Raw genomic sequence first — 22,132 nt, 5'->3', positions numbered from 1 at the left:
TTGATTCACCCAATCCTGGAGTAGTTCAGTTGATAGTTAAAAGAAGTCGTCTTGTAGTCTTATGCGTCGGTGTGTCTGTATTTATGGGTGGTATTCACGGTACATTCGCACAGCGCTATTCGTCGCGTCGTTCCTATTTATCGGCGAGCATTAGCGCTTCACCTACATCCATCACCGCGGGTCAAAAAACAACTCTTTCCTGGAGCACGAAATCCGCTACGTCTGTAACGCTTAATGGAACCACTGTAGCGACTTCAGGCTCCATGAGTGTCTCCCCGACATCCACTACTTCGTATTCACTCGTTGCAAGCAACGGAAGTTCAAGCAGGACCGCTACGACATCCGTAACAGTCGCGGCAGCAGCAACAACTCCCTCGGCAACCATCACAGCATCACCCACTTCGATCACTTCAGGTCAGAGCTCCACTCTTACCTGGAGCACGACATCGGCGACATCGGTAACGCTTAATGGTACGGCTGTCGCTACTTCGGGCTCTATGAGTGTTTCTCCGACAGCGACTACTTCCTATTCGCTTGTTGCAAGCAACGGAAGTTCAAGCAAGACCGCGACGACATCTGTTGCAGTTGCTTCGGCAACGAGTCCGACGGCAACTATTACAGCATCACCTACTTCGATCACTTCAGGTCAGAGCTCTACTCTTACCTGGAGCACGACATCGGCAACATCAGTAACGCTTAACGGTACGGCTGTCGCTACTTCGGGCTCGATGAGTGTTTCCCCAACAGCGACGACTTCGTACTCGCTTGTTGCCAGCAATGGAAGCACAAGCAAGACCGCAACTACATCTGTTGCTGTTACTGCATCGCAGCCATCCTCGGGCAGCTCCACATCTGGCGCACCGCACATTAATTACACGGATCTTAATGTGGGTTCGGGCACCGGTGGTGACAACGGAAATGGTGTGTATGTCCGCATCTTCGGTAGCCATTTCGGAGCATCGCAAGGATCAAGCACAGTTGCGCTTGGTGGTTACCTGGTGACCAACTGCAGCCTTTGCTCGTGGAGCGATACCGTTATTGTTGCCCAGCTTGGATCGGCAGCAAAGACGGGCAATATTGTTGTGACTGCGAATGGACTTGCATCCAATGGCTCGCCCTTCACAGTTACGCCGACGACTATCGTCTTCGTATCGCCGAAGGGTGTTGATACGAACGACGGTAGCTTCGCAGCTCCATTTAAAACGTGGCGTGCAGCTTACAACTCGGTTACATCAAGGGACTCTTCTTCACCTTCGCAGAACACCGTGATCTATCTGGAGCCGGGAACGGATGTTAGCTTCGACGATGGACGTGGATACAATGCCGCTATCTCAACGGATATTGGTGGTTCGTCTCCAACCAGTCAGATCTCAATCGTTGGCTACCCAGGCGGTACTGTGAGTGTTGGCAGCACCAGCATTTCGAACGGTGTAAAGGGATGGGGACGCAACATCACCATCGCTAACCTCACGATTGTTGGGCAAAGCTCTGCTATCGATGCAGAGGCTGGTAACATCCGCATCATCAACAACAGCCTTTCGTGCCCCGCTCCTCCCTCTGGTCTCGGTGGAACGGCATGTGTTCTTGCAGAAACCACAAACGTTGCTGATACCTGGGCATTCCAGGGGAATAATGTTCACGACACCGGCGGAAACGTAGACAAGACCTATCACGCTGTCTACTTCTCATCCGGAGCGAACCATGCGGATGTGGGCTGGAACACCATTGGTCAGAACTTCAAGGGCTACTGCCGCAGCATTATGTTCCACGCTACGACAGGCGGCAATCAGTATGACCTGCATGTGCATGACAACAACATCACAGGTGGATACTGCGATGGCATCCAGTTGGCGTCGGTCGATCCTTCACTGGGAACGGTCGAGATCTATAACAACGTTGTAGCTCACGTTGCGACTGCGGCAAATCCGTATGGCGTAGCGAACGAAGCTGGTATTGCTATCAACTCTGATCCGCCCGCTTCCACGAGCGGTACGGTGCAGATCTATAACAACACTGTAGTGGATGCAGGCGCTTACACGATCGGTAATCAGAATGGATGCTTTGGTGTGGTCTACGCTGGAGCCGGCATTAATCTGACGAATAACATCTGCGTTCAGCCGTCTGCAGCGCAGCCTTACATTGAGCCGAAGAGCCAGGGAGTAACTGGTACGAATAACCTCTGGTCGGGTGCTGGCGCAGCTCCGTCGTTTGACTCGCGACCAGTTACAACTGCACCTAGCTTTGTTTCAAGCAGTAGCTTCGCTCTGCAATCGAGTTCGGCTGGTAAGTCAGCAGGAACTTCATCCAAGATGTCGCCCATCGACATTATTGGAAATCAACGTGGTACTACCCCGTCTATGGGTGCGTACCAGTAACGCAAGGCAACTTACGAAATGGGCCGCTGCATTCTTTGCAGCGGCCCGTTTCTGTTTAAGCTGTATCAGCTTTCTCAAGCAGCGCTGCGAAGAAGCCGTCGCAAGGTTGAGTGCCGGGGAGCGTTCGGAGTGTGCCGTCGATAGCTGCGGATGTAACGGACTCTGGCAGCAGCGATGCGAGGTCGATGGAGCGGTAGGCTCCTGAAGCGGTTGCTGCCTTTACGGCTTCGAGGTTTTCTTCTGGCTCCAGTGAGCAGGTGGAGTAGACGAGGCGTCCACCGGGTGCGAGCAGACGCAGGGCTTGTGTCAGGATTGCTTTTTGGCGGTCAGCCTGACGGGGCAGATCGCTTTCTCTTAGCCTGTGACGGATCTCCGGGTTGCGAGCGAGGGTTCCGGTGCCGCTGCATGGCGCGTCGCACAGGATGAGATCGAAGCTTCCGGCTTGCAGCGTGGATGGCGGGGCGGTCATGTCGGCTAAAAGCGTCTTCACATGTTTTGTGGATTCGGAGCGGTCCATGCGTTTCCGCATGGCTTCCAGACGCTTTGGGCTGATGTCGCAGGCGATGATTTCTGCTTGCGGGTGACGGATGGCCAGCACTGCGGTTTTGCCGCCGGGTGCGGCGCAGCAGTCGAGGATTCGCCTGGGATTGGTGACGGAGGCGGCGGTGATTTCTGCGATGAGGCGTGAGCCGTCGTCGATCTGCGGAAGGCCTTCTTCCGGGGTGTAAAGCTGGCCGGAGGGGGGCTCCTGCTGATCGTAGACGGCGATGCGTCTTGCTACAGCGTTGCCGAAGTTCTTGCGCCAGCGGGAGAGCAGCCACTCGGGGTGGGCTTGCTCTTCCGGCGTGAGGGGGACGACGAGCGGAGTGCGCCTGGGTGTTTCCTTTTCGCGCTGGACGCGGCGAAGGATGGCGTTGACCATGCCGGCGGCGTGGGGCGCTCCGTTGGCGCGGGCCATCTCCACGCTTTCATGGATGGCGGCGTGCGGCGGGATGCGGTCCATGTGCAGCAGTTGGAAGATGCCGAGGCGGAGGGCGAGCAGAGCTGCGTCGTGCAGTTCGGCGTCGGGGCGCTGGAGCATGGGGCGCAGTACGGCGTCGAGTTGCAACTGCCAGCGGAGGACGCCGAGGACGAGCGCGGTGGTGAGGTTGCGGTCTTCGGCGGAGAGGCGGTTGACGGCCGGGGAATGCAGCAGATCGTCGGAGTGTGCGGCGCTGGACATGACGCGATAGAGGATCTGGATGGCGGCGTCTCGCGCGGGAGAGATGGCGGGTTGGTTACTGGATTTCACGCTTGTTTCAGGATACGGGGTTTGGAGGCGAGTTGGTGGCAGGAGGGGAGCAGTGAAGAAAACTACATAGTAATGTGCGATCGGTTATGGTATGTTTTCCCGGCGAAGCGATCTGTCATTTCCTTTGTAGGTGGAAGCTCGATGAGAAGAGTGTCACCTTTTGCCTTTGTCCGCTGCGTATGTGTCGTGGTTTGCTTTTCAATTGGAGTATCTGCAGTTTCCCAAACGAACAACGGACCTGAAGATGCCAAGTTGCTCAAGTTCGATGTGGTGTCGATTCGTCCGAGTGGAAGTGCGAGGGGACCTGGCGGCAAGTTCTCGCCGGATGGCTATGAGATGTTGGGGGTGCCGTTAGAGACGTCGCTTCTAATCGCCTATTTTCCAGCACCTTTTTTCAACCATCTTTACGACTCGAAGGGTACTCCTTCGTGGGTCGGGAGTGAGAACTACGATCTCCGGGCCAAGGTGGCGCCAGCGGATGTTGCAGCGTGGAGCAGCCTGCATCAGAACTTCGCGCAAACATCGCCAGTGTTGCAGCGCATGCTTCGACAAGTTTTGGAAGAGCGCTGTAAGCTACGCATCCACAGTGTGCCAACGAAGACTGATGGCTACGCCTTGCGCATTGGGGCTAAGTCTTCGGCGTTGGTGGAGGATTCGAGCTTGCCGGAGGGTGGGGCGGCGCAGCCACTGTCAGACGGAGCCGTGTTTGTTTTTGCGGCCCAGAATGGCGAGCGAACCTACACCTTTTACAACACCTCCATGTCTGTTCTTGCGACCTATCTCACCTTCACGTCGCAGCATCCCGTAGAAGACAGGACAGGCTTACAAGGCAGGTACAAGTTTGTATTGCGACGTTTGCCAGCAGATGAGGACTCCGCTCCGCCAGTACCCTACGATCTGCGCGCGTTGGGTTTGAAGGTTGATAAGGAAGAAGTGCCGTCGATGAATTGGATTGTCGACAGCATTGAAAGGCCAAGCCCGAACTAAGTCGGTCGGATTCACTTTGGCAATCCGGCACTGAGAAGTTCTATGGGCCGACTACGATTGAGGCGTTTGCGAATGGCTTGAAGTAAAGAGTGGGGTTGCGGCGGTTAACGCGGCTTCGCTGTTGGTGGAGTCGCGTTTGCGGGGGCTGGTGTGATCAGGGTTGTGGGGTCGGAGATGGCGGCTGCGGCGCTCATTTTGACTTTGGCTATGTCGGCTGCGGTTACGCGGGCGCCTGCGAGTGGGGTTTGCGAGAGTACGTAGCCTGCGGGAGCCATAGGGACTGGTGGCGGTGCGGGGATACTCGGATCAGTGACGACGGGTGCGGGCTGCGGCACGATGGCGTAAACGCGTAGTTCCATCTCGCGCATTCTTGCAGAGGCAGCAGAGTAGCTGAGGCCGACGAGGTTCGGCATGACCCATGCCTTGGGTTGTGCGGTGTAAGGCTCGGTGAGCAGGAGGCTGACTTCCGGCTTGTCGACGCCTTCAGCGTTCGCCGGTGGGGTTTGTGCAAGCACCACGTCCGATGGGCCGGGTGATGGGATGTGGGCCATCGCTCCGGGGTCGAGTGAGGCGCGGCGGATGGCCATGCCTGCGTCGTGCTCGTTCATGCCGACGGTGTCAGGAATGGTAGCGCGCTGGGGGCCGAGGCTTTCCGTGATGCGCATGTGCCAGCCCTTGCGCACGGTGGCTCCTGCGGCGGGGGATTGTGAGAGAACGCGTCCGGCGGGAACGGTGGTGGAGTAGAAGCGGTTCTCCACGGTGAGATTGAGCTTGCGATTGTTGGAGGCGTTGGCGGCCTCTTCCAACGTCATGCCGGTGAGGCTGGGGGTTTCTACTTCGCCGGTATGGATGGCGAGGCGCATGGTGATGAGCGCGGAGAACAGCGCGACCGCCGTCATGGCGAGAACGGTGGTGCCGATGCGAAAGAAGCGAGCGGCACCGGCGGAGAGTTCGCCTGAGTTGTCGTGATAGCGGATGCGAATCTTCACTGTGGGTATCTTAGTACTTCGTACCGTTCTCGACGCTGCGCGTGGACGAACTTCGTTCGTATGAGCTTCGCGTTGCGAAGCCTGGTCCACCAATCTCAAACGCGAGCTAGCGGTCGTTGTCTGTGGCTGGTTCGGGGTGAATGAGGAGGCGGTCGACCTCGGGGCGTTCGCGGAGGAAGGCGGCTTCCATCTGCGTGATAACGCGGTGGACGATGCTCATGGGAAGGTCGTCGTGCATGGTGCAGTGGCAGCTCATCTGCAGGTGGTCGCCGCTGCGTGTGGTGACGATGTTGTGGACATCGAGAACCTCCGAGAAGCCTGCTGCGGCGCGACGTACGGCGTCTTCCAGATCGCGGTCGTGCTGCAGACGGATGGCGGGTTCGATGGTGCTTTCTTCTGACTCGATGTGTGTGATGATGGAGCGGATTTCAGGGACTTCCTGCTTCATCTCCGACTCAATGCGGGTCACGGTATCGTGTGCCTCGCGGAGCAGCATGTGCTCGGGGAGTTCGAGGTGGAGTTCCACGGCGAGGCCGCCTTCCACGTCCTGCACGGAGACGTCGTGGATGGAGAGGTTGTTGCGCAGAGCTACGGCGCGGACGCGGTCGAAGACACTTTCGCTGCGGCCTGCGTAGGGGATGGTGCGGATGACGACGTCGGTGCCGGGCATGGTTTGTTGCACGGCTTCGGTGGCGGCTGCGACGATCTGCTGCGAGCGCTGGAGCGTTGTGTTGCGGCGGATGCCGATGGCAACGTCAGCGAAGTAACGTGTGCCGGCGCGGCGCATGCGGAGATCGTTGACGGAGGCGACGCCTTCGACGTGGCGAATGGCGTCGACGAGTTGCTTGCGCATCTCCGGGGTGGTGGCGTCGAGCAGCGCGTCGACCGTTTCGCGCGCGAGTGTGTACGTCACCTTCAGGATGATGAGCGAGACGATGAGAGCGGCGATGGGGTCGGCGAGTTCCAGCGCGGGGATGCCGAGACGTTTGCCGAGGAAAGCGGCGATCAGGCCGACGAGGACTGCCAGGCTTGACCAGATGTCGGTGCCGAAGTGCAGGGCTTCTGCTTCAAGTGCCTGGGAGTGGGATTCGCGTGCGACTTTGGCGAGAGCGCGGGAGCGTGTGTAGTCGACGGCGATGGAAAGTAGAAGCACGACGACGGGCCAGACGGAGGGTTGCAGGTCGAGGCTCTGGCCGTGCGCGTAACGCAGGATGCGGTGGACTGCCTCGTAGATGATCCAGATGGACGAGGCGAGCATGAAGCCGGTCTCGATGAAGGCAGAGAGGCTTTCCACGCGGCCGTGGCCGTAGGTGTGGTCCTCGTCGGCGGGGCGGTCGGAGAGGCGAAGGCTGAAGAGTGTGAGGCAGGAGGCGACGAGGTCGATGGCGGAGTGCGCCGCTTCGCTGAGCATGCCGAGTGAGCCGGTGGAGAGGCCCGTGATGATCTTGAGGAGCGTGATGCCGCTGGCCGCGAGAACACTGCGCAGGGCCGTATTGCGCTTCAGCTCAGAGGTTTCGGCCAGGCTCTGTTCCGCGTCGGGATGGGGCTGACCGGGGTGCATGGAGTTTCAGTGTACTTCGTACCGTTCTCGAGTACTTCGTACTGTTCTCGACGCTGCGCGTGGACGAACTTCGTTCGTATGATCACGGTACTTCGGATGCGCGATGATCCCACGTCTCAGGAGCGAGACGTGGGGCACCCAAGTTTTGGGGTAGTTATTTATCGCTGTTTGCGGCGGACTGTGTGTGGTTTTGGTTTAGCCGTGCGGCTGCGGGCCGTGACGGTTCGTTTGGTGGTGGCTGTTTTTGCCGGTGTTGCGGCGGGCTTTGCTGCTGCACCGTGTGCTGGCTTTGCGGTCTTTGTTTTTGCCGTTGCTTTGCCGTGACGGATGCCGCGGAGTTTCGCGTTGGCGGCGCGGAGTTCTTCGGCGGTGAGTTCGCGCTCGGGGTCGTTCATGTCCTCGGGAACTGGCGGCAGGCCGACCATGGCGAGGAGCATGTCGTTGGCTTCGCGGAACATGTTGCCGGCGGGGCGTCGGCCGTCAGTGCGGGCAAAGAAGATGCCGGTGTGGCGTGCGGGATTGAGTGCGATGTAGGTCTGGAAACCTGCGCCGCCACCGGTCTTCTGCACGATGCGCGAGGGGCCGTAGTCCTTGTTGATTTCGATCCAGCCGAGGCCGAGGCCGTCGGGCAGACCCGCGTGGCCAAGACCCTGAATGCTGCGCAGGTTGGCGGGGTCAATGACGGTCTGGGTGGCGAGTTCGTTCGCGTGGACGGGAACGCCGGGCAGGTCGAGGAAGTAGCGCAGCATCTTCGCCATGTCGTTGGCGGTGGAGTACATGCCACCGGAGCCTGCGGCGGCTTGCGTATCGGTGCATTCGATGGGTTCGTGCATGCCTCCCATCAGGCGGCTGCACTCGTCGGGCGTGGGCGTGAGGGTGGTGTCTTTCAGGCCGAGGGGCTGCGCCGTCTGCTGCTGGAAGAACTGGTGATAACTCATTCCGCTGGCGGAGGCGATGGCGTCGCCGAGGAGATCAAAGCCGATGTTGGAGTAATGCGCTGCGGTGCCGGGTTGTGAACGGAGCCGGAAGGCGGGTAGCCACTGCCAGCGGTAGTTGAAGTCCGGGAAGGTGAAGTGCGCTGCGCCCTGCGGAGGATAGGCGATTTCGCGCGGCATGCCTGCGGTGTGGGTGGCGAGGTCGATGAGTTCGACCGGGCGATCGGCTGGACCACGGACCGTCATGGTGGGCACGGTCATGCCCTGCGGGGCGTACTTCTGCAGGGGGTCGTCGAGCGAAACTTTCTTCATGGCGACGAGCTTTGAGAGCAGGTCGGTCGCGAGGATCTTGGAGATGGAGCAGAGACGGAAGAGCGTGTCGGCCTGTGGCGTGTCGTGATTTGAGGGGGAGACGTGGCCGTAGCCTGCCATCCATGTTTCATCGCCGCGGACTACGACTGCGATCATGCCGGTGGAGGCGGTGCGCTGAAAGATGCGGTAGGCGTAGTCGTTTGCGATGTTGATGGGAGGACCAAGCGGTTCGGGCCTGGGCTTCTTCTGTGCCTTGGCTACGGCTGCTGCCTGCGCCTTCTTCTGCTTTTCTTCCTGATGGCGAAAGTGTTTGCAGCCCTGAAGGGAGCTGGTGACGGCGACAAGGGCAAGGCAGAGGGAAGCAGAACGGCGACGCGACAACAGAACTCCAGAAAGATTGAACTGATTTCAGGCTAACGGATGGGATGCGGTGGAAAGCGGAGTGTTGGATGTGATGGGGAATCTGGCGGGGAACACTCTTGTGATTTCAAAACGAAGCCCCGTCTGTTGGACTCAGACGGGGCTTGCGAAGTTAGAAGAAGAAATTAGAAGCGGATACCGAAGGTGACCGGGATGTAGCCGGTGTGGCGACGGTTGAAGGGGAAGAACGGGTCCTGTGCGAAGCCTTCATCCTTGATAGGTACCCAGTGGTAACGGGCGTCTACAAAGAGGCGTTCGCTGGAGAACTCGCTGAGTCTGTAGGTGAGACCAAAGCCCACGTTCCAGCCGAAGGCGTTGGCGCTGTACGAGTCCAGATTGTATGTGGTGTAGAACGTCTGGCAGTAGTAGTAATTGCAACCGGTCTGCGCCGTGGGGAGGGTGAAGTTGGTGCTCTTGCGATACCAACCGCCGCCACCGGTGACATATGCGCCCATCTTGCTGCGCGGATCCGAGAAGTTGATGATCGGATTCACGGTGAGCGAGAGTACGTGCGCGTTGGCATCGAAACCGGCGAGGTCGTTCGGGCCATAGCCGTACTGCTGGAGGTAGTTCAGAACGTTGTTGTACTCGTAGTTGATAGCTCCGCCGGTGACACCCATGTGGTCATAGTGGAACTCGCCGAGGACGCCGAACATGCGGTTGAAGTTCCAGCCGCCACCGAAGGCAACGGTCCAGCTTGGCGTGTAGTACTTTGCCGTGTCGCCGGTGGGGACGGTCATGCCGCCGCCTGCCATGAAGGCGATCTTGGTAGAGCCGTCAGGGTTGTGCATGCGGTCCTGATAGCGCGAACGGCCATAAGAACGGCGACCCGGAGGCGGCTGTGTGCCGGCGTCAAAGTTCAACGACGCTGCGGGATCGGCTGCGGCAATTGCGTCATCCGAGCTGCTGCTGACGCCCGAAGGCTGGTAGTGGAAGTCGTCCGAGGAAACGTTGACCGCGCTGGGATTGAAGAGTGGTGCTGCCGCGAGGGGCTTGGGGGTGTCCGGCGTGGATGGGCTTGCAGCCAAGGCGGTTGGAGCAAGCGAAATCGCTGACAGAGCCACCGCTGCAGCACAGAGGCCATGAAGATAAAAAGACCGTTTCATAGGGATCACTGAACTCCTGTAAGTAAAGCCGTGCGTATGTCAGAGACACGCTTCTTCTGTTTAAGTTGTGGGACGCTCCGAGCGCCATTTTGGCTTACTGGATGTTGGATGCTTCCGGAGCGGTAATACACACGGATTTTTGGGGTGGGAGGGGTAAGTCTTCGGTATGCGTATTGGATCGCCACCAAGTGCACTTTTGGTACACCTGGGTGATCGATGCGCTGCTTAGTTGAGGAAGTAAGTGGTGTAGAGGGTGTCGCGCTGCACGGGCTTGAAGCCTGCTCCGCGGATGATGCGGCGTAGTTCCTCTTCCGTGGTGCAGTTGGCGGTGCCTGCCGCCTTAACCACATTTTCTTCCAGCATGACGGAACCCACGTCGTTGCCGCCGAAGCGGAGGCCCATCTGCAGTACCTTCAGGCCCTGCGTGACCCACGAGCTTTGCACGTTCTGGATGTTGTCCAGGTACATGCGCGAGATGGCGAGGGTCTTCAGGTATTCGACACTGGTGGCTTCGTCCCATCCGCGGCCGCCGAGTGCGGTGTTGTGCGGCTGGAAGCTCCACGGGATGAATGCGGTGAAGCCGCCGGTTTCTTCCTGAAGCTGGCGGACCACTTCAAAGTGATTCACGCGCTGTTCCACGGTTTCGCCCACGCCGAACATCATGGTGGCGGTGGTGCGCATGCCGAGCGAGTGTGCGGTGCGATGAACGCTGACCCAATCTTCGGTGCGGCACTTCAGGCGGGCGATGCGCTTGCGCACATCGTCATCCAGAATCTCTGCGCCACCACCGGGGATGGACTGCAGGCCCGCGTCGCGCAGACGCATGATGGTGTCCCGCAGGCTGATTTCGCTGTATTCCGCGATGGCGAGGATTTCGCTGGCGGAGAGGCAGTGCAACCAGATGTTGGGGAAGCGCTGCTTGATGCCGGTGAAAAGCTTCTCAAACCAGTCAATCTTCAGGTCGGGGTGAATGCCGCCCTGCATCAGCACGCCGGTGCCGCCCATCTCTTCGGTTTCGCGAATCTTGTCGTAGATGGTCTCGAAGTCGAGGATGTAGCCTTCGCTGGCCAGTTTGCCCTTCAGCGGCCGATAGAACGCGCAGAAAGTGCAGTATTCCGTGCAGAAATTGGTGTAGTTGATGTTGCGATCGATGATGTAGCTGACCACACCTTCGGGATGCAGGCGGCGGCGCACTGCGTCGGCTTCCATGCCGATGCCGATAAGGTCGTCTGAAGCGAAGCAGTCAAGGGCCTGTTGCCGCGTGATTCCCATGCTTTTAGTTTACCGCTTGCTCACAGAGCTTGCAGGGAAGAGTGTGGCCCAGCATGGACTGGCGGCCTTCTTCCGTCTGCGTCCAGGGGCGGGATTGCCAGGGAGGATCGTGGCGGACGTGCTGCGTGTGCCCGCAGGCGAGTTCTGCGATCCAGTGGCTTTCTTCGTCCTGATGGAAGCCGGTGATGGGTTGCTGGATCATGCGTGATGAGTAACGACCAGCACGAGAAGAACGATGCAGATAAGAAGAAGCACGCCGGTGAGGATGAGTAGCGCGCGCAGCGAGCCTGCCATGCTGGCGATCTTCTGCTCTGAGGCAGCGATACGTGCGGATTGCTCTTCCGTGATGGTGCGCAGACGTGCCACGTCGGATGAGAGATGGCCGAGGCGTTCGGTGTTGGCAGCGAGCGCGTCCGATAGCTCGGCGTTGTGCGATGTGATGTCGCCGCGTACCTGCGTGGTGAATTGATCGAAGGAGGCGCGCATCTCTTCGCGGGTGTTACCGCGAGAGTTGACGAAGACCTCAAGCATGGGAACGCTACGCGCCAGCAACGGCACAACTTTTTGCAATAACGGAATGATGTCGAGCCAGCCCATACGCGCTTCTTTCTTTGATGCGTTTAGATGGCGCGAATGTGGAGGCCGGTACGCGCTTTATCGCGATTGGCGATCCAGAAGTTCACCGCCGAGAGGATGACGATGGCGGCGATAATGCTTTGCGACCAGACGCAGTAGATGCACCACTTCTCAATGACGAATTTTTCAAGGTAGGTGAGGATCAGTGCGCAGAAGCAGCCGATCTGTGCGGCTTCAAAGGTGATGAAATCGCGGCCCAGGAGCGCAAGGATGGCGATCAGCACATAACCGATGATGCCGATGGTGGCGACGGGAATGTGGCCCTTGCTGTTGGGGTCTTCATCGAAGCCACGCGCAGGGAAGACGGCGAAGCGCGAGTGGTTGACGGTGCCGCAGTCCCACTGCTCTGTGACGGCGCATGGCGGCGCGGCGTTGGGGTCCATATTGTGGACGCGCAGGGCAAGGACGGAGACGACGGTACCTGCCACGGCGAGCAGAGCGATGAGCACACGGAGAAGACGCATACGCGTTTGACTCTAGCTGTTGGAAAGCGGTGGGGCAAGGTACTTCGTACCGTTCTCGACGCTGCGCGTGGTGGCGCGTTGCGCGGATGAGCGGTTTTGCCGATCAGGTGGTTATTTGCTGGCCATGCCTCGCTGGGTATCGATTGCGTGAGTCGTCCCAGCCAGAAACGTAAGGCGTTGGACGACGGGCGGAGCGTGCAGAGCCAGCGTGATGGCGCGGCCACGGAGAAAGCCGCTCAGGAAGGCAGCGCCTACAGCTCCTGTATCGATGCCAGTCTTGCCGCCGTCAAGAATCGTTGGTGCAAAGGTGGGAGCGGCGACGCCAAGGCGTTCGCTTTCCGCATACGCAACTTCCCCGATGAACTCTTCGCGAGCAGACGTGAACGTATCACGGTCCCCGAGACCGATGAGGAGCAGTCGTTTCGCTGCAATGGCGCCTGGATTCGGCGTAATCAGCAATGTTTCGCCAAGGGTGCCGCGAAAGAGCTGTGGGGTACGAACCGTGGTGAGCGCACCGGAAAGCTTCGTATCCAGAAGAGCAAGCGAGGCCTCGAGTTTGTTCTCTGGCGTGGAAGCGAAGAGGCAGATGATCTGCAGATCACCCGGAGCCGTGGCAGGAGATTCGACGAACACATCAACAGGGATGGGCTTGCCGGGAACAGGTAGACGTGTGCCTTCCGGCGTTTGAGCGGCTGCGGTGCAGGTGATCACGGCGGCAAGAAAGATCAGACGCGAAAAGGTCATGGGGCTCCTGCAAACTTGTGTGTTAACTCAGGGCTTCGAGAACGGCTTGCTGCATGGCTTCGCGTGGCGCGGGTTGGCCGGTCCAATACGTGAACTGGCGAACGCCTTGTTCCACGAACATTTCTACGCCGGGAATCACGTGCAGGCCGTTTTGTCGTGCGAGTTGCAGCAGTGGTGTTTCGACGGGGTTGTAGACGAGATCGAAGAAGACCTTGGCGCGCATTTCTTCTGCGGCGATGGGGGCTTCCATCGTTTGATTGCGCATGCCGTAGGGCGTGCTGTTGATGATGGCGTCGAAGGTGTGTGCGGCGAGGTCTTCGCGGCGGATGGCGTGGACGCCGGCCTCGGCTGCGAGTGCTTCTGCACGGGTGTGGGTGCGATTGAGGAGATAGACGTGTGCGCCTGCGTCACGGAGGCCGAAGACGGCGGCGCGTGCCGCTCCTCCTGCACCGAGGATGAGAATTTTTGCGCCTGAGAGAGGAATGGCGCGTTGCAGCGGGCCGACGATGCCGGGGACGTCAGTGTTGTGTCCGGCAAAGCCTTCGGCGATCTTCACGAGGGTGTTGCAGGTTTGCATCTGCTGCACTGCGGCGTCGCTGATTGTCAGATGCGGCAGGATGGTTTCCTTGAGCGGCATGGTGATGCTGAGGCCGCGAATATTGAGGCGGTCGACCACGGCGAGGAGTTCCGCTGGGATGTCGGTTTCCAGAGGGATGTAGACTGCGTCACGCTTTGATTCGCGGAATGCGGTGTTGTGCATGCGCGGCGAGAGCGAGCCGGTGATGGGCAGCCCTGCTACGGCGTAGATCGCGGTTTCGGGTGTGATGGATTCTGCGCGGTAGAGGTTTTGCAGCGTGGAGAGGCTGACCTGGCCGGGTGCGGTGCCTGCGTTGCCTTCCGGCGACGCGAAGGTGAAGAGCGAACCGAAACGTGGGCCGAGGACGCGTGTGAGTGTGCCGCGGAAGCCCATGCTCATGGCGATGAGTCGGCCATCGGTGCCGTGGGTTTCGAGCAGGTCGATGAGTTGCAGCGCTTCCGTCAGCGTGGTGGCCGTGGGGACGATCTTGCGGAAGTCCGGCGCGAACGGGGCCATGCGGTCGAGTTCGGGTTCGAGCGCGGGTGTGCCGTGGAAGTCGTGCCAGGAGAGGATGACGGCGGCGCCGTTGGCGCGGAGCGTATCGAGTGCGGCGGTGCCGAGCTCCTCTGCGGTTTCCGTTTCGATGTCGATGAGCTGGCAGCCTGCCGCTGCGGCTTCTGCGAGAATGTCGATTTGTTGCTGCGCCGTGCCGGTGAATCCTCCGCCGTAGGGCAGGCGGCGGCAGGTGGCGACGGCTGTCACTTCCGGATGCTCTGAGAGGAACTGGCGTAGTTGCGGCAGTTGCGATGCGGGATCGGGAACGGAATCGAGGCGGAACTCTAGGAAACGGCACGCCGGGAGGGTTGCGGCGGCAAGCGAAAACATTGCCGGGCCGGAGACAGCGACGCAGATGCGTCCGGCGCGTTGATGCAGGGATTCCGGTGTGATGAGAGGCGCAGGCATTCCTATGTCATGGTACTGGGAGCGGCGGGATGCGGGTTTCCTTTATACTCGGTCGATAGCAAAAGGGATCGGAGCGGTGCAATGGCTAAGGGCGTGAACAAAGTAATTCTGCTGGGCAATGTGGGTAAGGACCCGGAAATCCGGGCGACTCCCAGCGGCATGGTGATTGCGCAACTTACGCTGGCCACTGCCGACCGTCAGAAGGACCAGAGCGGCAACTGGGTAGACAAGACGGAGTGGCATAACCTTGTCTGCTTTGGCCGCACGGCAGAGATCGTCCGCGACTACGTTAAGAAGGGTAAGCAGCTTTACATTGAAGGTAAGCTGCAGACGCGTTCGTGGGATGACAAAGAAACGAATCAGAAGAAGTACCGCACGGAGATCATCGTGAACGACCTGTCGCTGCTGGGTGGTGGCGAAGGCGGTGGTGGCGGTCGCAGCAGCGGCGGTTACAGCCAGAGCAGCGGTGGCGGCAACTATGGCAATACCGCGAGCTTCGATCAGCGTACGCCGCAGAACGACTATGCCAATGAAGGCATCACGGACGACGATATCCCGTTCTAAACGGAGTGAGTCAGGTAGTCGGCGAGTTACAAGTCAGCGGGGCCTTCGGGCTCCGCTTTCTCGTTGTGGAAAGGAATCGTCGTAGACTGTTTTCACCATGGTGGATGAACAGACCTTTCGACGTGATTCTGATGCGGCTCTCGAACAGCTCAAGCAGCGCCTGATTGATGGTGAAGACCTGGGTGGTTATGAGACGGAAGAGAACAATGGCGTGTTGAACGTGATCTTCGACGCGCCCAAGGCGAAGTTCGTCTTTACGCCGAATACGCCGGTGCGACAGATCTGGATTTCCGCGTTGTCTACCAGCTTCAAGCTGGATTGGGTGGACGGGAAGTTTGTGCTGCCGAAGACGAGCGAGGATCTGGATGTGCTCACGGAACGGTTGATCCGTGAACATACGGACGACGATACGTTCGAGCTGTAATTGCCTCAGGGGCTAAAGCCCCGATCCTTTTGGTGCTTTTACGGCAGGGCTGAAGCCCTGCCCTTCCGAAAGAAGACGCACTTCGTGCGTTTGAGCTTCGCGTTGCGAAGCTTATCCCACATCTCAGAATCGAGATGTGGGGCACCCGTTTTCGTGGCTACTTCGTCATGCCGATGGAGGCCATCATGCGGCCGGTGAAGCCGTCTTCTGCGCGGTGGGAGAAGAAGCGACCGGTGTCGGCTGCTGTGTCTTCTTCGAGCACGCTGATGTTCTTTTCCTGCAGGCCAGCGTCGAGGAGTTGGCGGCGATTGGCTTCCCACAGGTTCAGGTGAAGCAGGGGGCCGAGCGGCGAGTGGCCGGGAGCGCGCGCGGTGAGGAAGAGGTTCGGATACTTCTCGCGGATGGGGCCGAGGTCGTAGACATCTTTGAAGAGCGTGTCTGAGTAGGCGAACTGCGACGAGAATTCGTAACGGAGGTCTTCGCTGACGGAGTAGCTGCCGGGGCCGATGGATGGGCCGATGGCGGCGATGAGGTCTGCCGGATCGCTACCGTACTGGCGGCGCATGGTGCCGATGCCGCGTTCGACGATGCGTGCGAGTGTGCCTCGCCAGCCTGCGTGGAAGGCGCCGATGGCGCGACGCTTCGGGTCGAAGACGAGGACGGGAACGCAGTCCGCGATTTGCACCGTAAGCAGGACGCCGGGGACGTCAGTGAGTAAGGCGTCGGCCTTGTGCTGCGCGGGCGCGAAGAAGTCGCTTGTGGCTTCCGTTGATGTTGCAATGGTGCGGACGATGGGGGAATGAATCTGGTGCAGCATGCCGAAGCTGTGGAAGCGGTCGGCCTTGATGCTTTTCAGGTAGCGGCGACGGTTTTCGCGGACGTTGTCTGTTTCATCGTGCTTGGTGAAGCCGAGGTTCAGGTCACCGAGATTCTTGGGCAGGTGCGGGCGATAGACGCGGGTGACGCCGCCGGTGCGCGTTGAGAAGCCGTGGGCGAGAGCTTCGGCTGCCTTGAGGTTTTCAACGAAGATTGGCTTCGGGTTTTCCTTCGGAGTGACGGCGGCTTTCTTTGCGAGGTCAGCCTTTTTGCCCACGGGGCGGCGTGCGCCTTCGGTCCATGTGTTGCGGCGCGTGGCGCGGGTGCCGTGGGTCAGGCCGATGGCTCCCAGGATGTCATCGACGACGGCGATGGCTTCAGGAGATTCCAGATACTCGGCGGTAGGTTTCTTCGTTGCTGCGGGTTTCTTACGTGCTGCGGTCACTGTTTGATTTTACCGGGGGATTGTGGATTCCCGGTGGAATCGTAGTGAGCACGGACGAATGCAGGTCCTTCGGCTTCACTTCGTTTCGCTCAGGATGACGATTCTTCGAATCGTACGAGCTTCGCGGGTATGTGCCAGAAATTATCCAGTGCATCGTTGTGCGAAGCTGCGCTGGGATTCTTCGCTTCGCTCAGAATGACGAACTCCGTTCGTATCATCGCGCTGAGGCGTGATGCCCAGGTTCGGATCGCGAACCTGTCACCCGCGTTTTGTTCACTCATTACCGGTTGTCAGACTGCTTGTTAGTCAGTGCGGTTGCGGTCGCCGAACCATTTGGCGATGCCCAGCAGCAGGAAGAAGGTGCCAGTGGGAATGCAGCCGAGGGCGATGATGAGGACGAGCCAGCCAAAGTTGTTTTTGGGGCCGTGGACGGTCATGCCGCCGCTGAGCCATACGCCGAGAGCGCAGAGGATGCCGACGCTCTCAATGATGGTGGAGACGCGAAGAATAGCGCGGGTGTCAGGGCGGGTGCGGCCTTTGGTTGCGGGTGTACTCATCCGTGAACGACCGCCTGAATGACAGCGACCAGAACGCCGGTGACCGAGACGTAAAGCCAGATAGGGAAGGTCCAGCGCGCCAGCTTACGGTGCTGCGGGAAGCGCTGCGTGAGCGACAGGAAGAACGTGATCAGGATCATGGGCAGCGCAACGACGCTGAGCACGATGTGCGATAGCAGCATGGGCCAGTAGGTGTTCCACAGCAGGCCGGTGTGTGCGATGGGAAGGCGGTATTCGCCATGCAGCGCGTGGTTCAGGATGTAGCTGACCAGGAACAGCGTGGAGAAGATGAATGCCGTAAACATGGCGGCACGATGCTGCTTGATTTTGCGCTGCTTCACGTACACAAAGCCGATGACCAGAGCAATGGCGCTGAGGCCGTTGAAGACTGCGTTCAGTGACGGCAGGAAGAGCAGCTTCGTGTGGTTGGTGTCGGCAGGTGCGTGATAGTAGACCAGCCAGAAGAGGAACAGGCTTGCCACGATGGAGACGCCGAGGATGGCCGCGATGATGGAGGGCGGCGTCTTGATGCGTTCCTGCTCGGGAATGGTCTGAGTGTTGGCAGTCATGGAGCCTCGTTAGAAGAAGATGCGGCCCCGCGCGTTGAGCATCATGGCGGCCAGCAGAAGCGGAAGGTAAATGACGCTGATCTTGAGCAGATCGCGGGCGATCTTGCGGGACTCTGCGGGTGGCAGATCGCGCGTGATGCGAACGAACTTCAGCGTGTACCAGAGGTAGGCCAGGCCCAGCACGATGGCGATCACGCCGTAGATCCAACCGGCGGTGCCAAGGTAAACAGGCCACAGGCTTACCGGGATCATGACGACGGCGTAGAAGAGCGCCTGCGCTGCGGTGGCTACGCCTCCGGGTTTGGCTACGGCGGTGACACGAATGCCTGCCTTGGCGTAGTCGATACGATAGAGCCAGCCGATGGCCTCAAAGTGAGGGAACTGCCACACGAAGAGGATGGCGAAGAGTGCGACGGCGGGCCATTCGATGAATCCGCGTGCGGCAGTCCAGCCGATGAGCGGTGGCAGCGCGCCGGGGAATGCGCCGACGAAGGTGGCGATCATGCTGATGCGCTTCAGCGGCGTGTAGATGGCGACGTAGCCAATGGCCGTGAGCAGCGTGAGCATGCTGGTGATGAGATTGGTCGTGACCGCGAGAAATGCCGAGCCCAACACGATGCAGAGCATGCCCAGAATGAGGCCATGTGTGTACGAGATGCGCTGTGCGGCCATGGGACGGCTGGCGGTGCGCGGCATCATGGCGTCGGTGCGGCGTTCGATGACCTGATTGAGCGTGCCGGAACCGGCGGTGACCACTGCCATGCCGATCATCGCTTCAACGAACTGCAGATTGAAGGGGCTGATGCCGGAACGCAGACAGCCAAGGTAGAAGCCTGCCGCTGCGGTGATCATCACCATAAGGGTGACGCGCGGCTTCACCAGTTCCATGTAGTCGGCGAAGAGGGTGCTGCGACGAGCACTCTGTGTGGCCGATATGGATGCTGCGGTGACCATTTGGGTTCTGCTTTTAAGGATATCGCAGCGGCGGCCGGGGATGTCGTTAATCGAGCACGGAGAGGCGATCAGGATCTTCGTGCTGGACGAGATATTCGTTGGCGAAGACGACGACCACAGCCGCGCTGGGCACGGCGACGAGCGCTCCCGGAATGCCGCTGATGGCAGTGCCGATGAGCAGCGCAATCAGCACGGTGACACCCATCAGATCGACGCTGGACTTCATGATGCGTGGCGTCAGGAAGGCATTTTCAATCTGGGTATAGATGCCGTAGGCCAGGATCACGAGACCGGCCTTGGTGAAGGAATCCGCCGCGGCGATGAGTGCAACCAGGATGATGGTGACGAGGTTTCCCGCGACAGGAATGATGTTGGTGAGGCCCATGAGAACGGCCAGCAAAAGGAAGTAACGGACGTTCAGGATACGAAAGACCACCACGCTGTAGATGGCTACCAACAGCATCAGCAGCAACTGGCCGATGAGCCAGCGGGAGACGCGTTCTTCTGCCACGAGAAGCGTATTGGCCAGCCGTACGCGCGATTTGGGAACGACCATGGAGAGGAAGTAGTCGTAGACTTCCTGGCCTTCGAGGATGAAATACACGCACAGAATGGTGGTGGTGAGGATGTCGAGCAGATGCTCGGCCCATAGCGGCAGGGAAGTAAAGATGTAGCTCGCGAAGGTCTCCATGGTGGAGGCCAGGCGGTCGTTGAGATGTGTCAGGCCGATCTTGTCGGCCATGGGGATTCGTTGCAACCGCGCCATCAGCACCGGCATGCGGCCAGGGGCGTCGGAGAGGAAGTTGCGGAAGTCATTCAGCACCGGCGGCAGTCCGAACCAGCAGAGAAGAAACAGGCCCAGCGCAAGTCCCACCACCAGCGTCGCCACGGCAAGGGGCTTCGGCATGGCGCGTCCGCGAATCTGAAGGCGGCCGATTTTCATCACCACCGGATTCAAGACAACAGCCAGTAGACCGGAGACGTACACAATGCCGAGTACGTGCCGAATCTTCCAGAACAGCCCAAGTAGCACCAACAGGCTGACGGTGAAGACGATGTGGCGGCGTGTCTCGCGGAAATCGCGGGAGGGAAAGCCGGTATCTGCATCGGCCCGCTGGATGTCGGCGGGTTGTGGCGCGGGCTGAAGCTGATCGGTCAGGGGGAGTCTCCGAGATGACAAATGCACTACTTCCAGTGGGATGCAGAGTATCCCTCTGGCGTTGATTGATGTTTACAGTAACTGTGCGCGGATGGCCTCTACGGTCTGTTCGATGGACAGATTCTCCGTGACGATACGATGCGACGAGCAACGGATGTAGTGCGGGATACGGCGCTGGAAGCGTGCTGCTGCGGCATCGGGGTCCTGCAGATTGGGGCGGACCGCGGCGCCTTCCTGCAGCACGCAACGGTCGAAGAGGACTGCGAAGGGGGCATCGAGGAAGACGACGGTGGTGTTCGGTGTCTGCTCCAGCAGAAGGCGGTTGGTGATCTCTTCCGGTGCGCCGCCGCCGAGGGCGATGACGGTGTTGCGGGCTCCCAGGCTGCGGGCGATGGCGGTGGATTCGCGGCGTCGGAACTCGGTTTCGCCGTGCGTCGCGAAGATTTCCTCGATGGTGACGCCGGAGAGTCGCTCGATTTCGGTGTCGACGTCGAGGAAGTTCCAGCCGAGCTGCGTGGCAAGGAGGCGGCCTACGGTGCTTTTGCCCGCGCCCATGAAGCCGGTGAGGACGATGCGTTCGGTAAGCAGGGTGGTGGCGGGCGTTGGGGTCACGGCGGATTCGGCTACGAGCGTTGTCATGATGGTCTCAGGTTTATGTCTGGTTTGTATTCCGGAAAAGCGAAAGCCGCGACCTTTTTGGGTCGCGGCTCAGGAGGATCGAGATTGGTCTTTGAGTGTTTCTCAGTATTTCAAGACCGCAGAATCCGCCGGGGCCGCGCCTGTAAAGCAGTAGCGGTACCAAAAGGAAGCGGGCTGGGTAAACTGCGTCATCTCTGGTGAGGAGCATACACCCGGGGCAGGTGGTGGGCAAGGAATTTGTGAAATTCGCTTGTAGTAAAGAAAACGGCGTCCCGGTTGGGACGCCGCTCTTGTTCCTTTGTGAAAGGGGTTACTGGATGCTGTCTTTCGATGTGATCTCCCGCTCAATTTTGCCCCAGAGGTCAGAAGATGGGCCTTCACCCTCTGGTTCCAGCAGCATTCGTGCGGTTTCAGCGATGTACTCCAGATCGCGGACCAGTTCGGCGGCCTGCGGACAGTCCCGCAGGATCTCCGCAAAACGAGGATCGGCACTCAGCTTGCCGCCTTCTGCGCGTTCGAATAGCTCAGGGAGAGCTTTTTCGAACTCTTCACAGGTCCAGCGCTTTTCATCATGCTCCGGCATTATTTTGACTCCTGCACCAAGGCGGCATGTTCATTCTGCCGCAGAATTTCCCGCAGTTTCAGCCGCGCTTTGTGAAGCTGCGACTTGCTGTTGCCGGTTGAGCATTCGAGCATCTCGGCAATCTCGTTGTGTTCGTATCCCTCAACGTCATGGAGCACAAACACCAGGCGGTATCCAGGAGGCAGTGTGGCCACAGCGCGTTCCAGAGCGACACGGTCAACGGACCCGGACAGACGCGGGTCACGCGAGCCGAAGTCGCGCTTGGGCGCGTCCTCTTCTGAGGGGTTGATGGTCTCTTCCAGAGAGACAAGTTGAAGACCCTTCTTGCGAAGGTGCATCAGCACCAGGTTCACCGTGAGACGGTGCAGCCAGGTGGAGAATGCGCTTTCGCCGCGGAAAGAGCCAAGTTTGCGGTAGAGGTGCAGGAAAGCTTCCTGCGTCATATCCTCTGCCTCAGAAACATTGCCCAGCATACGCAGGCATAGGGTGTACACGCGCCGCTTATGCAGCGCATACAACTTGGAGAAAGCATCCGGGTCGCCGTTTTTTGCGCGCTCCAGAGCGTCTGCCTCACCAGCGATGGGGGGATTCCGCTTGAAGTGCCCGGCAACCGGGGTCGTATTGTTTTGTGTCATTCCGTAGCCCTGAACTTCCATTGCAACCCCGGTCTGGCACACCGATATGGTGAGCCGTCGTTCCTTAGAAAGACCTGCAGGCTGTACTCCACCATACAGGACGGCATCACTGCCCAAGATTTGCACTGATTCCGATGCGCAAAAATAGTGGATAG

The 22,132-nt window shown here is 59.4% G+C and carries 24 protein-coding genes; 4 read left to right on the top strand and 20 right to left on the bottom strand.

All coding sequences use genetic code 11. The features are described from left to right. Window positions 1-181 precede the first annotated feature (181 nt). Window positions 182-409 (bottom strand): hypothetical protein, encoded by a 228-nt coding sequence (locus tag JAO32_RS07480; protein ID WP_334239047.1) that lies wholly within the window; start codon window positions 407-409, stop codon window positions 182-184. A 319-nt stretch (window positions 410-728) separates the two neighbouring features. Between JAO32_RS07480 and JAO32_RS07475 the strand changes: the two genes are divergently transcribed. Continuing rightward, window positions 729-2,375 (top strand): hypothetical protein, encoded by a 1,647-nt coding sequence (locus JAO32_RS07475; RefSeq protein ID WP_334239045.1) that lies wholly within the window; start codon window positions 729-731, stop codon window positions 2,373-2,375. Window positions 2,376-2,430: 55 nt separating this feature from the next. On the opposite strand, the gene JAO32_RS07470 is transcribed toward JAO32_RS07475, so the two are convergent. After that, window positions 2,431-3,666 (bottom strand): RsmB/NOP family class I SAM-dependent RNA methyltransferase, encoded by a 1,236-nt coding sequence (locus tag JAO32_RS07470; protein ID WP_334239043.1) that lies wholly within the window; start codon window positions 3,664-3,666, stop codon window positions 2,431-2,433. Window positions 3,667-3,918: 252 nt separating this feature from the next. On the opposite strand from JAO32_RS07470, the gene JAO32_RS07465 reads away from it, so the two are divergent. Then, on the top strand, window positions 3,919-4,653 hold the full coding sequence (locus JAO32_RS07465) for a TIGR03435 family protein (RefSeq protein ID WP_334239041.1): 735 nt from the start codon (window positions 3,919-3,921) through the stop codon (window positions 4,651-4,653). Between the two features lie 104 nt (window positions 4,654-4,757). Here JAO32_RS07465 and JAO32_RS07460 read toward each other — a convergent pair whose 3' ends face one another. From JAO32_RS07460 to aroE, 10 genes are all read right to left on the bottom strand, one after another. Then, window positions 4,758-5,642 (bottom strand): PASTA domain-containing protein, encoded by an 885-nt coding sequence (locus tag JAO32_RS07460; protein ID WP_334239039.1) that lies wholly within the window; start codon window positions 5,640-5,642, stop codon window positions 4,758-4,760. 106 nt (window positions 5,643-5,748) lie between these two features. Next, the gene (locus JAO32_RS07455) at window positions 5,749-7,203 is read right to left on the bottom strand and encodes a cation diffusion facilitator family transporter (RefSeq protein ID WP_334239037.1); all 1,455 of its coding nucleotides are present in this window, start codon (window positions 7,201-7,203) and stop codon (window positions 5,749-5,751) included. Window positions 7,204-7,361: 158 nt separating this feature from the next. Then, the gene (gene ampH / locus JAO32_RS07450; RefSeq protein ID WP_334239035.1) at window positions 7,362-8,831 is read right to left on the bottom strand and encodes a D-alanyl-D-alanine-carboxypeptidase/endopeptidase AmpH; all 1,470 of its coding nucleotides are present in this window, start codon (window positions 8,829-8,831) and stop codon (window positions 7,362-7,364) included. A gap of 164 nt (window positions 8,832-8,995) precedes the next feature. Further along, on the bottom strand, window positions 8,996-9,976 hold the full coding sequence (locus JAO32_RS07445; protein WP_334239033.1) for a hypothetical protein: 981 nt from the start codon (window positions 9,974-9,976) through the stop codon (window positions 8,996-8,998). A gap of 225 nt (window positions 9,977-10,201) precedes the next feature. After that, the gene (gene mqnC / locus JAO32_RS07440; RefSeq protein ID WP_334239031.1) at window positions 10,202-11,248 is read right to left on the bottom strand and encodes a cyclic dehypoxanthinyl futalosine synthase; all 1,047 of its coding nucleotides are present in this window, start codon (window positions 11,246-11,248) and stop codon (window positions 10,202-10,204) included. A gap of 4 nt (window positions 11,249-11,252) precedes the next feature. After that, entirely contained in the window at window positions 11,253-11,450 is a 198-nt protein-coding gene (locus tag JAO32_RS07435; RefSeq protein WP_334239029.1) for a DUF3565 domain-containing protein, read from the bottom strand. Beyond that, window positions 11,447-11,845 carry a hypothetical protein gene (locus tag JAO32_RS07430; RefSeq protein WP_334239027.1) on the bottom strand — a complete coding sequence of 133 codons (399 nt, stop codon included), beginning with the start codon at window positions 11,843-11,845 and terminating at the stop codon, window positions 11,447-11,449. Before JAO32_RS07430 ends, JAO32_RS07435 begins: the two co-directional genes overlap by 4 nt. A 23-nt stretch (window positions 11,846-11,868) precedes the next feature. After that, window positions 11,869-12,348, bottom strand: a complete 480-nt coding sequence (locus tag JAO32_RS07425; protein WP_334239026.1) for a vitamin K epoxide reductase family protein — start codon at window positions 12,346-12,348, stop codon at window positions 11,869-11,871. 111 nt (window positions 12,349-12,459) lie between these two features. Continuing rightward, window positions 12,460-13,092, bottom strand: a complete 633-nt coding sequence (locus JAO32_RS07420) for a M17 family peptidase N-terminal domain-containing protein (RefSeq protein ID WP_334239024.1) — start codon at window positions 13,090-13,092, stop codon at window positions 12,460-12,462. Window positions 13,093-13,114: 22 nt separating this feature from the next. Further along, window positions 13,115-14,632: a shikimate dehydrogenase gene (gene aroE, locus JAO32_RS07415; protein WP_334239022.1), complete on the bottom strand. Its 1,518-nt coding sequence runs from the start codon at window positions 14,630-14,632 to the stop codon at window positions 13,115-13,117. Window positions 14,633-14,713: 81 nt separating this feature from the next. Here aroE and JAO32_RS07410 point away from each other — a divergent pair, with 81 nt between their 5' ends. Next, window positions 14,714-15,196, top strand: a complete 483-nt coding sequence (locus tag JAO32_RS07410; RefSeq protein ID WP_334239020.1) for a single-stranded DNA-binding protein — start codon at window positions 14,714-14,716, stop codon at window positions 15,194-15,196. A gap of 97 nt (window positions 15,197-15,293) precedes the next feature. Further along, window positions 15,294-15,620, top strand: coding sequence for an iron donor protein CyaY (cyaY, locus tag JAO32_RS07405; protein WP_334239018.1), 327 nt, complete (start codon window positions 15,294-15,296; stop codon window positions 15,618-15,620). Between the two features lie 157 nt (window positions 15,621-15,777). Here cyaY and pgeF read toward each other — a convergent pair whose 3' ends face one another. The 8 genes from pgeF to JAO32_RS07365 form a co-directional block, all read right to left on the bottom strand. Beyond that, entirely contained in the window at window positions 15,778-16,881 is a 1,104-nt protein-coding gene (gene pgeF / locus JAO32_RS07400; RefSeq protein WP_334239016.1) for a peptidoglycan editing factor PgeF, read from the bottom strand. A 302-nt stretch (window positions 16,882-17,183) separates the two neighbouring features. Then, entirely contained in the window at window positions 17,184-17,438 is a 255-nt protein-coding gene (locus JAO32_RS07395; RefSeq protein WP_334239015.1) for a hypothetical protein, read from the bottom strand. After that, a complete protein-coding gene (locus JAO32_RS07390; protein ID WP_334239013.1) occupies window positions 17,435-18,007 on the bottom strand; it encodes a DUF420 domain-containing protein in 573 nt (190 codons plus the stop codon). The genes JAO32_RS07395 and JAO32_RS07390 overlap by 4 nt, the downstream gene beginning before the upstream one ends. 9 nt (window positions 18,008-18,016) lie before the next feature. Beyond that, window positions 18,017-18,961, bottom strand: coding sequence for a heme o synthase (gene cyoE, locus JAO32_RS07385; protein ID WP_334239012.1), 945 nt, complete (start codon window positions 18,959-18,961; stop codon window positions 18,017-18,019). A 46-nt stretch (window positions 18,962-19,007) separates the two neighbouring features. Beyond that, window positions 19,008-20,141 (bottom strand): AI-2E family transporter, encoded by a 1,134-nt coding sequence (locus JAO32_RS07380; protein WP_334239009.1) that lies wholly within the window; start codon window positions 20,139-20,141, stop codon window positions 19,008-19,010. 51 nt (window positions 20,142-20,192) lie between these two features. Then, a complete protein-coding gene (locus JAO32_RS07375; protein WP_443082578.1) occupies window positions 20,193-20,759 on the bottom strand; it encodes a shikimate kinase in 567 nt (188 codons plus the stop codon). Between the two features lie 310 nt (window positions 20,760-21,069). Continuing rightward, window positions 21,070-21,342: a hypothetical protein gene (locus JAO32_RS07370; protein WP_334239007.1), complete on the bottom strand. Its 273-nt coding sequence runs from the start codon at window positions 21,340-21,342 to the stop codon at window positions 21,070-21,072. Further along, a complete protein-coding gene (locus JAO32_RS07365) occupies window positions 21,342-21,998 on the bottom strand; it encodes an RNA polymerase sigma factor (protein WP_047495254.1) in 657 nt (218 codons plus the stop codon). Before JAO32_RS07365 ends, JAO32_RS07370 begins: the two co-directional genes overlap by 1 nt. Between the last annotated feature and the right edge of the window lie 134 nt (window positions 21,999-22,132).

This window comes from Terriglobus sp. ADX1, assembly GCF_036877645.1.
In the GTDB taxonomy this organism is placed as follows: domain Bacteria; phylum Acidobacteriota; class Terriglobia; order Terriglobales; family Acidobacteriaceae; genus Terriglobus.
The sequence above is the reverse complement of the archived record's forward strand: the minus strand, read 5'-3'. Positions and strand labels throughout refer to the sequence as shown.

Coding starts and splice junctions, on each gene's coding strand:
- JAO32_RS07475 (WP_334239045.1), top strand. CDS start 729: ATGAGTGTTTCCCCAACAGCGACGACTTCGTACTCGCTTGTTGCCAGC.
- JAO32_RS07455 (WP_334239037.1), bottom strand. CDS start 7,203: ATGCACCCCGGTCAGCCCCATCCCGACGCGGAACAGAGCCTGGCCGAA.
- JAO32_RS07445 (WP_334239033.1), bottom strand. CDS start 9,976: ATGAAACGGTCTTTTTATCTTCATGGCCTCTGTGCTGCAGCGGTGGCT.
- mqnC (WP_334239031.1), bottom strand. CDS start 11,248: ATGGGAATCACGCGGCAACAGGCCCTTGACTGCTTCGCTTCAGACGAC.
- JAO32_RS07435 (WP_334239029.1), bottom strand. CDS start 11,450: ATGATCCAGCAACCCATCACCGGCTTCCATCAGGACGAAGAAAGCCAC.
- JAO32_RS07430 (WP_334239027.1), bottom strand. CDS start 11,845: ATGGGCTGGCTCGACATCATTCCGTTATTGCAAAAAGTTGTGCCGTTG.
- JAO32_RS07425 (WP_334239026.1), bottom strand. CDS start 12,348: ATGCGTCTTCTCCGTGTGCTCATCGCTCTGCTCGCCGTGGCAGGTACC.
- JAO32_RS07420 (WP_334239024.1), bottom strand. CDS start 13,092: ATGACCTTTTCGCGTCTGATCTTTCTTGCCGCCGTGATCACCTGCACC.
- aroE (WP_334239022.1), bottom strand. CDS start 14,632: ATGCCTGCGCCTCTCATCACACCGGAATCCCTGCATCAACGCGCCGGA.
- JAO32_RS07410 (WP_334239020.1), top strand. CDS start 14,714: ATGGCTAAGGGCGTGAACAAAGTAATTCTGCTGGGCAATGTGGGTAAG.
- cyaY (WP_334239018.1), top strand. CDS start 15,294: ATGGTGGATGAACAGACCTTTCGACGTGATTCTGATGCGGCTCTCGAA.
- JAO32_RS07395 (WP_334239015.1), bottom strand. CDS start 17,438: ATGAGTACACCCGCAACCAAAGGCCGCACCCGCCCTGACACCCGCGCT.
- JAO32_RS07390 (WP_334239013.1), bottom strand. CDS start 18,007: ATGACTGCCAACACTCAGACCATTCCCGAGCAGGAACGCATCAAGACG.
- cyoE (WP_334239012.1), bottom strand. CDS start 18,961: ATGGTCACCGCAGCATCCATATCGGCCACACAGAGTGCTCGTCGCAGC.
- JAO32_RS07375 (WP_443082578.1), bottom strand. CDS start 20,759: ATGACAACGCTCGTAGCCGAATCCGCCGTGACCCCAACGCCCGCCACC.
- JAO32_RS07370 (WP_334239007.1), bottom strand. CDS start 21,342: ATGCCGGAGCATGATGAAAAGCGCTGGACCTGTGAAGAGTTCGAAAAA.
- JAO32_RS07365 (WP_047495254.1), bottom strand. CDS start 21,998: ATGGAAGTTCAGGGCTACGGAATGACACAAAACAATACGACCCCGGTT.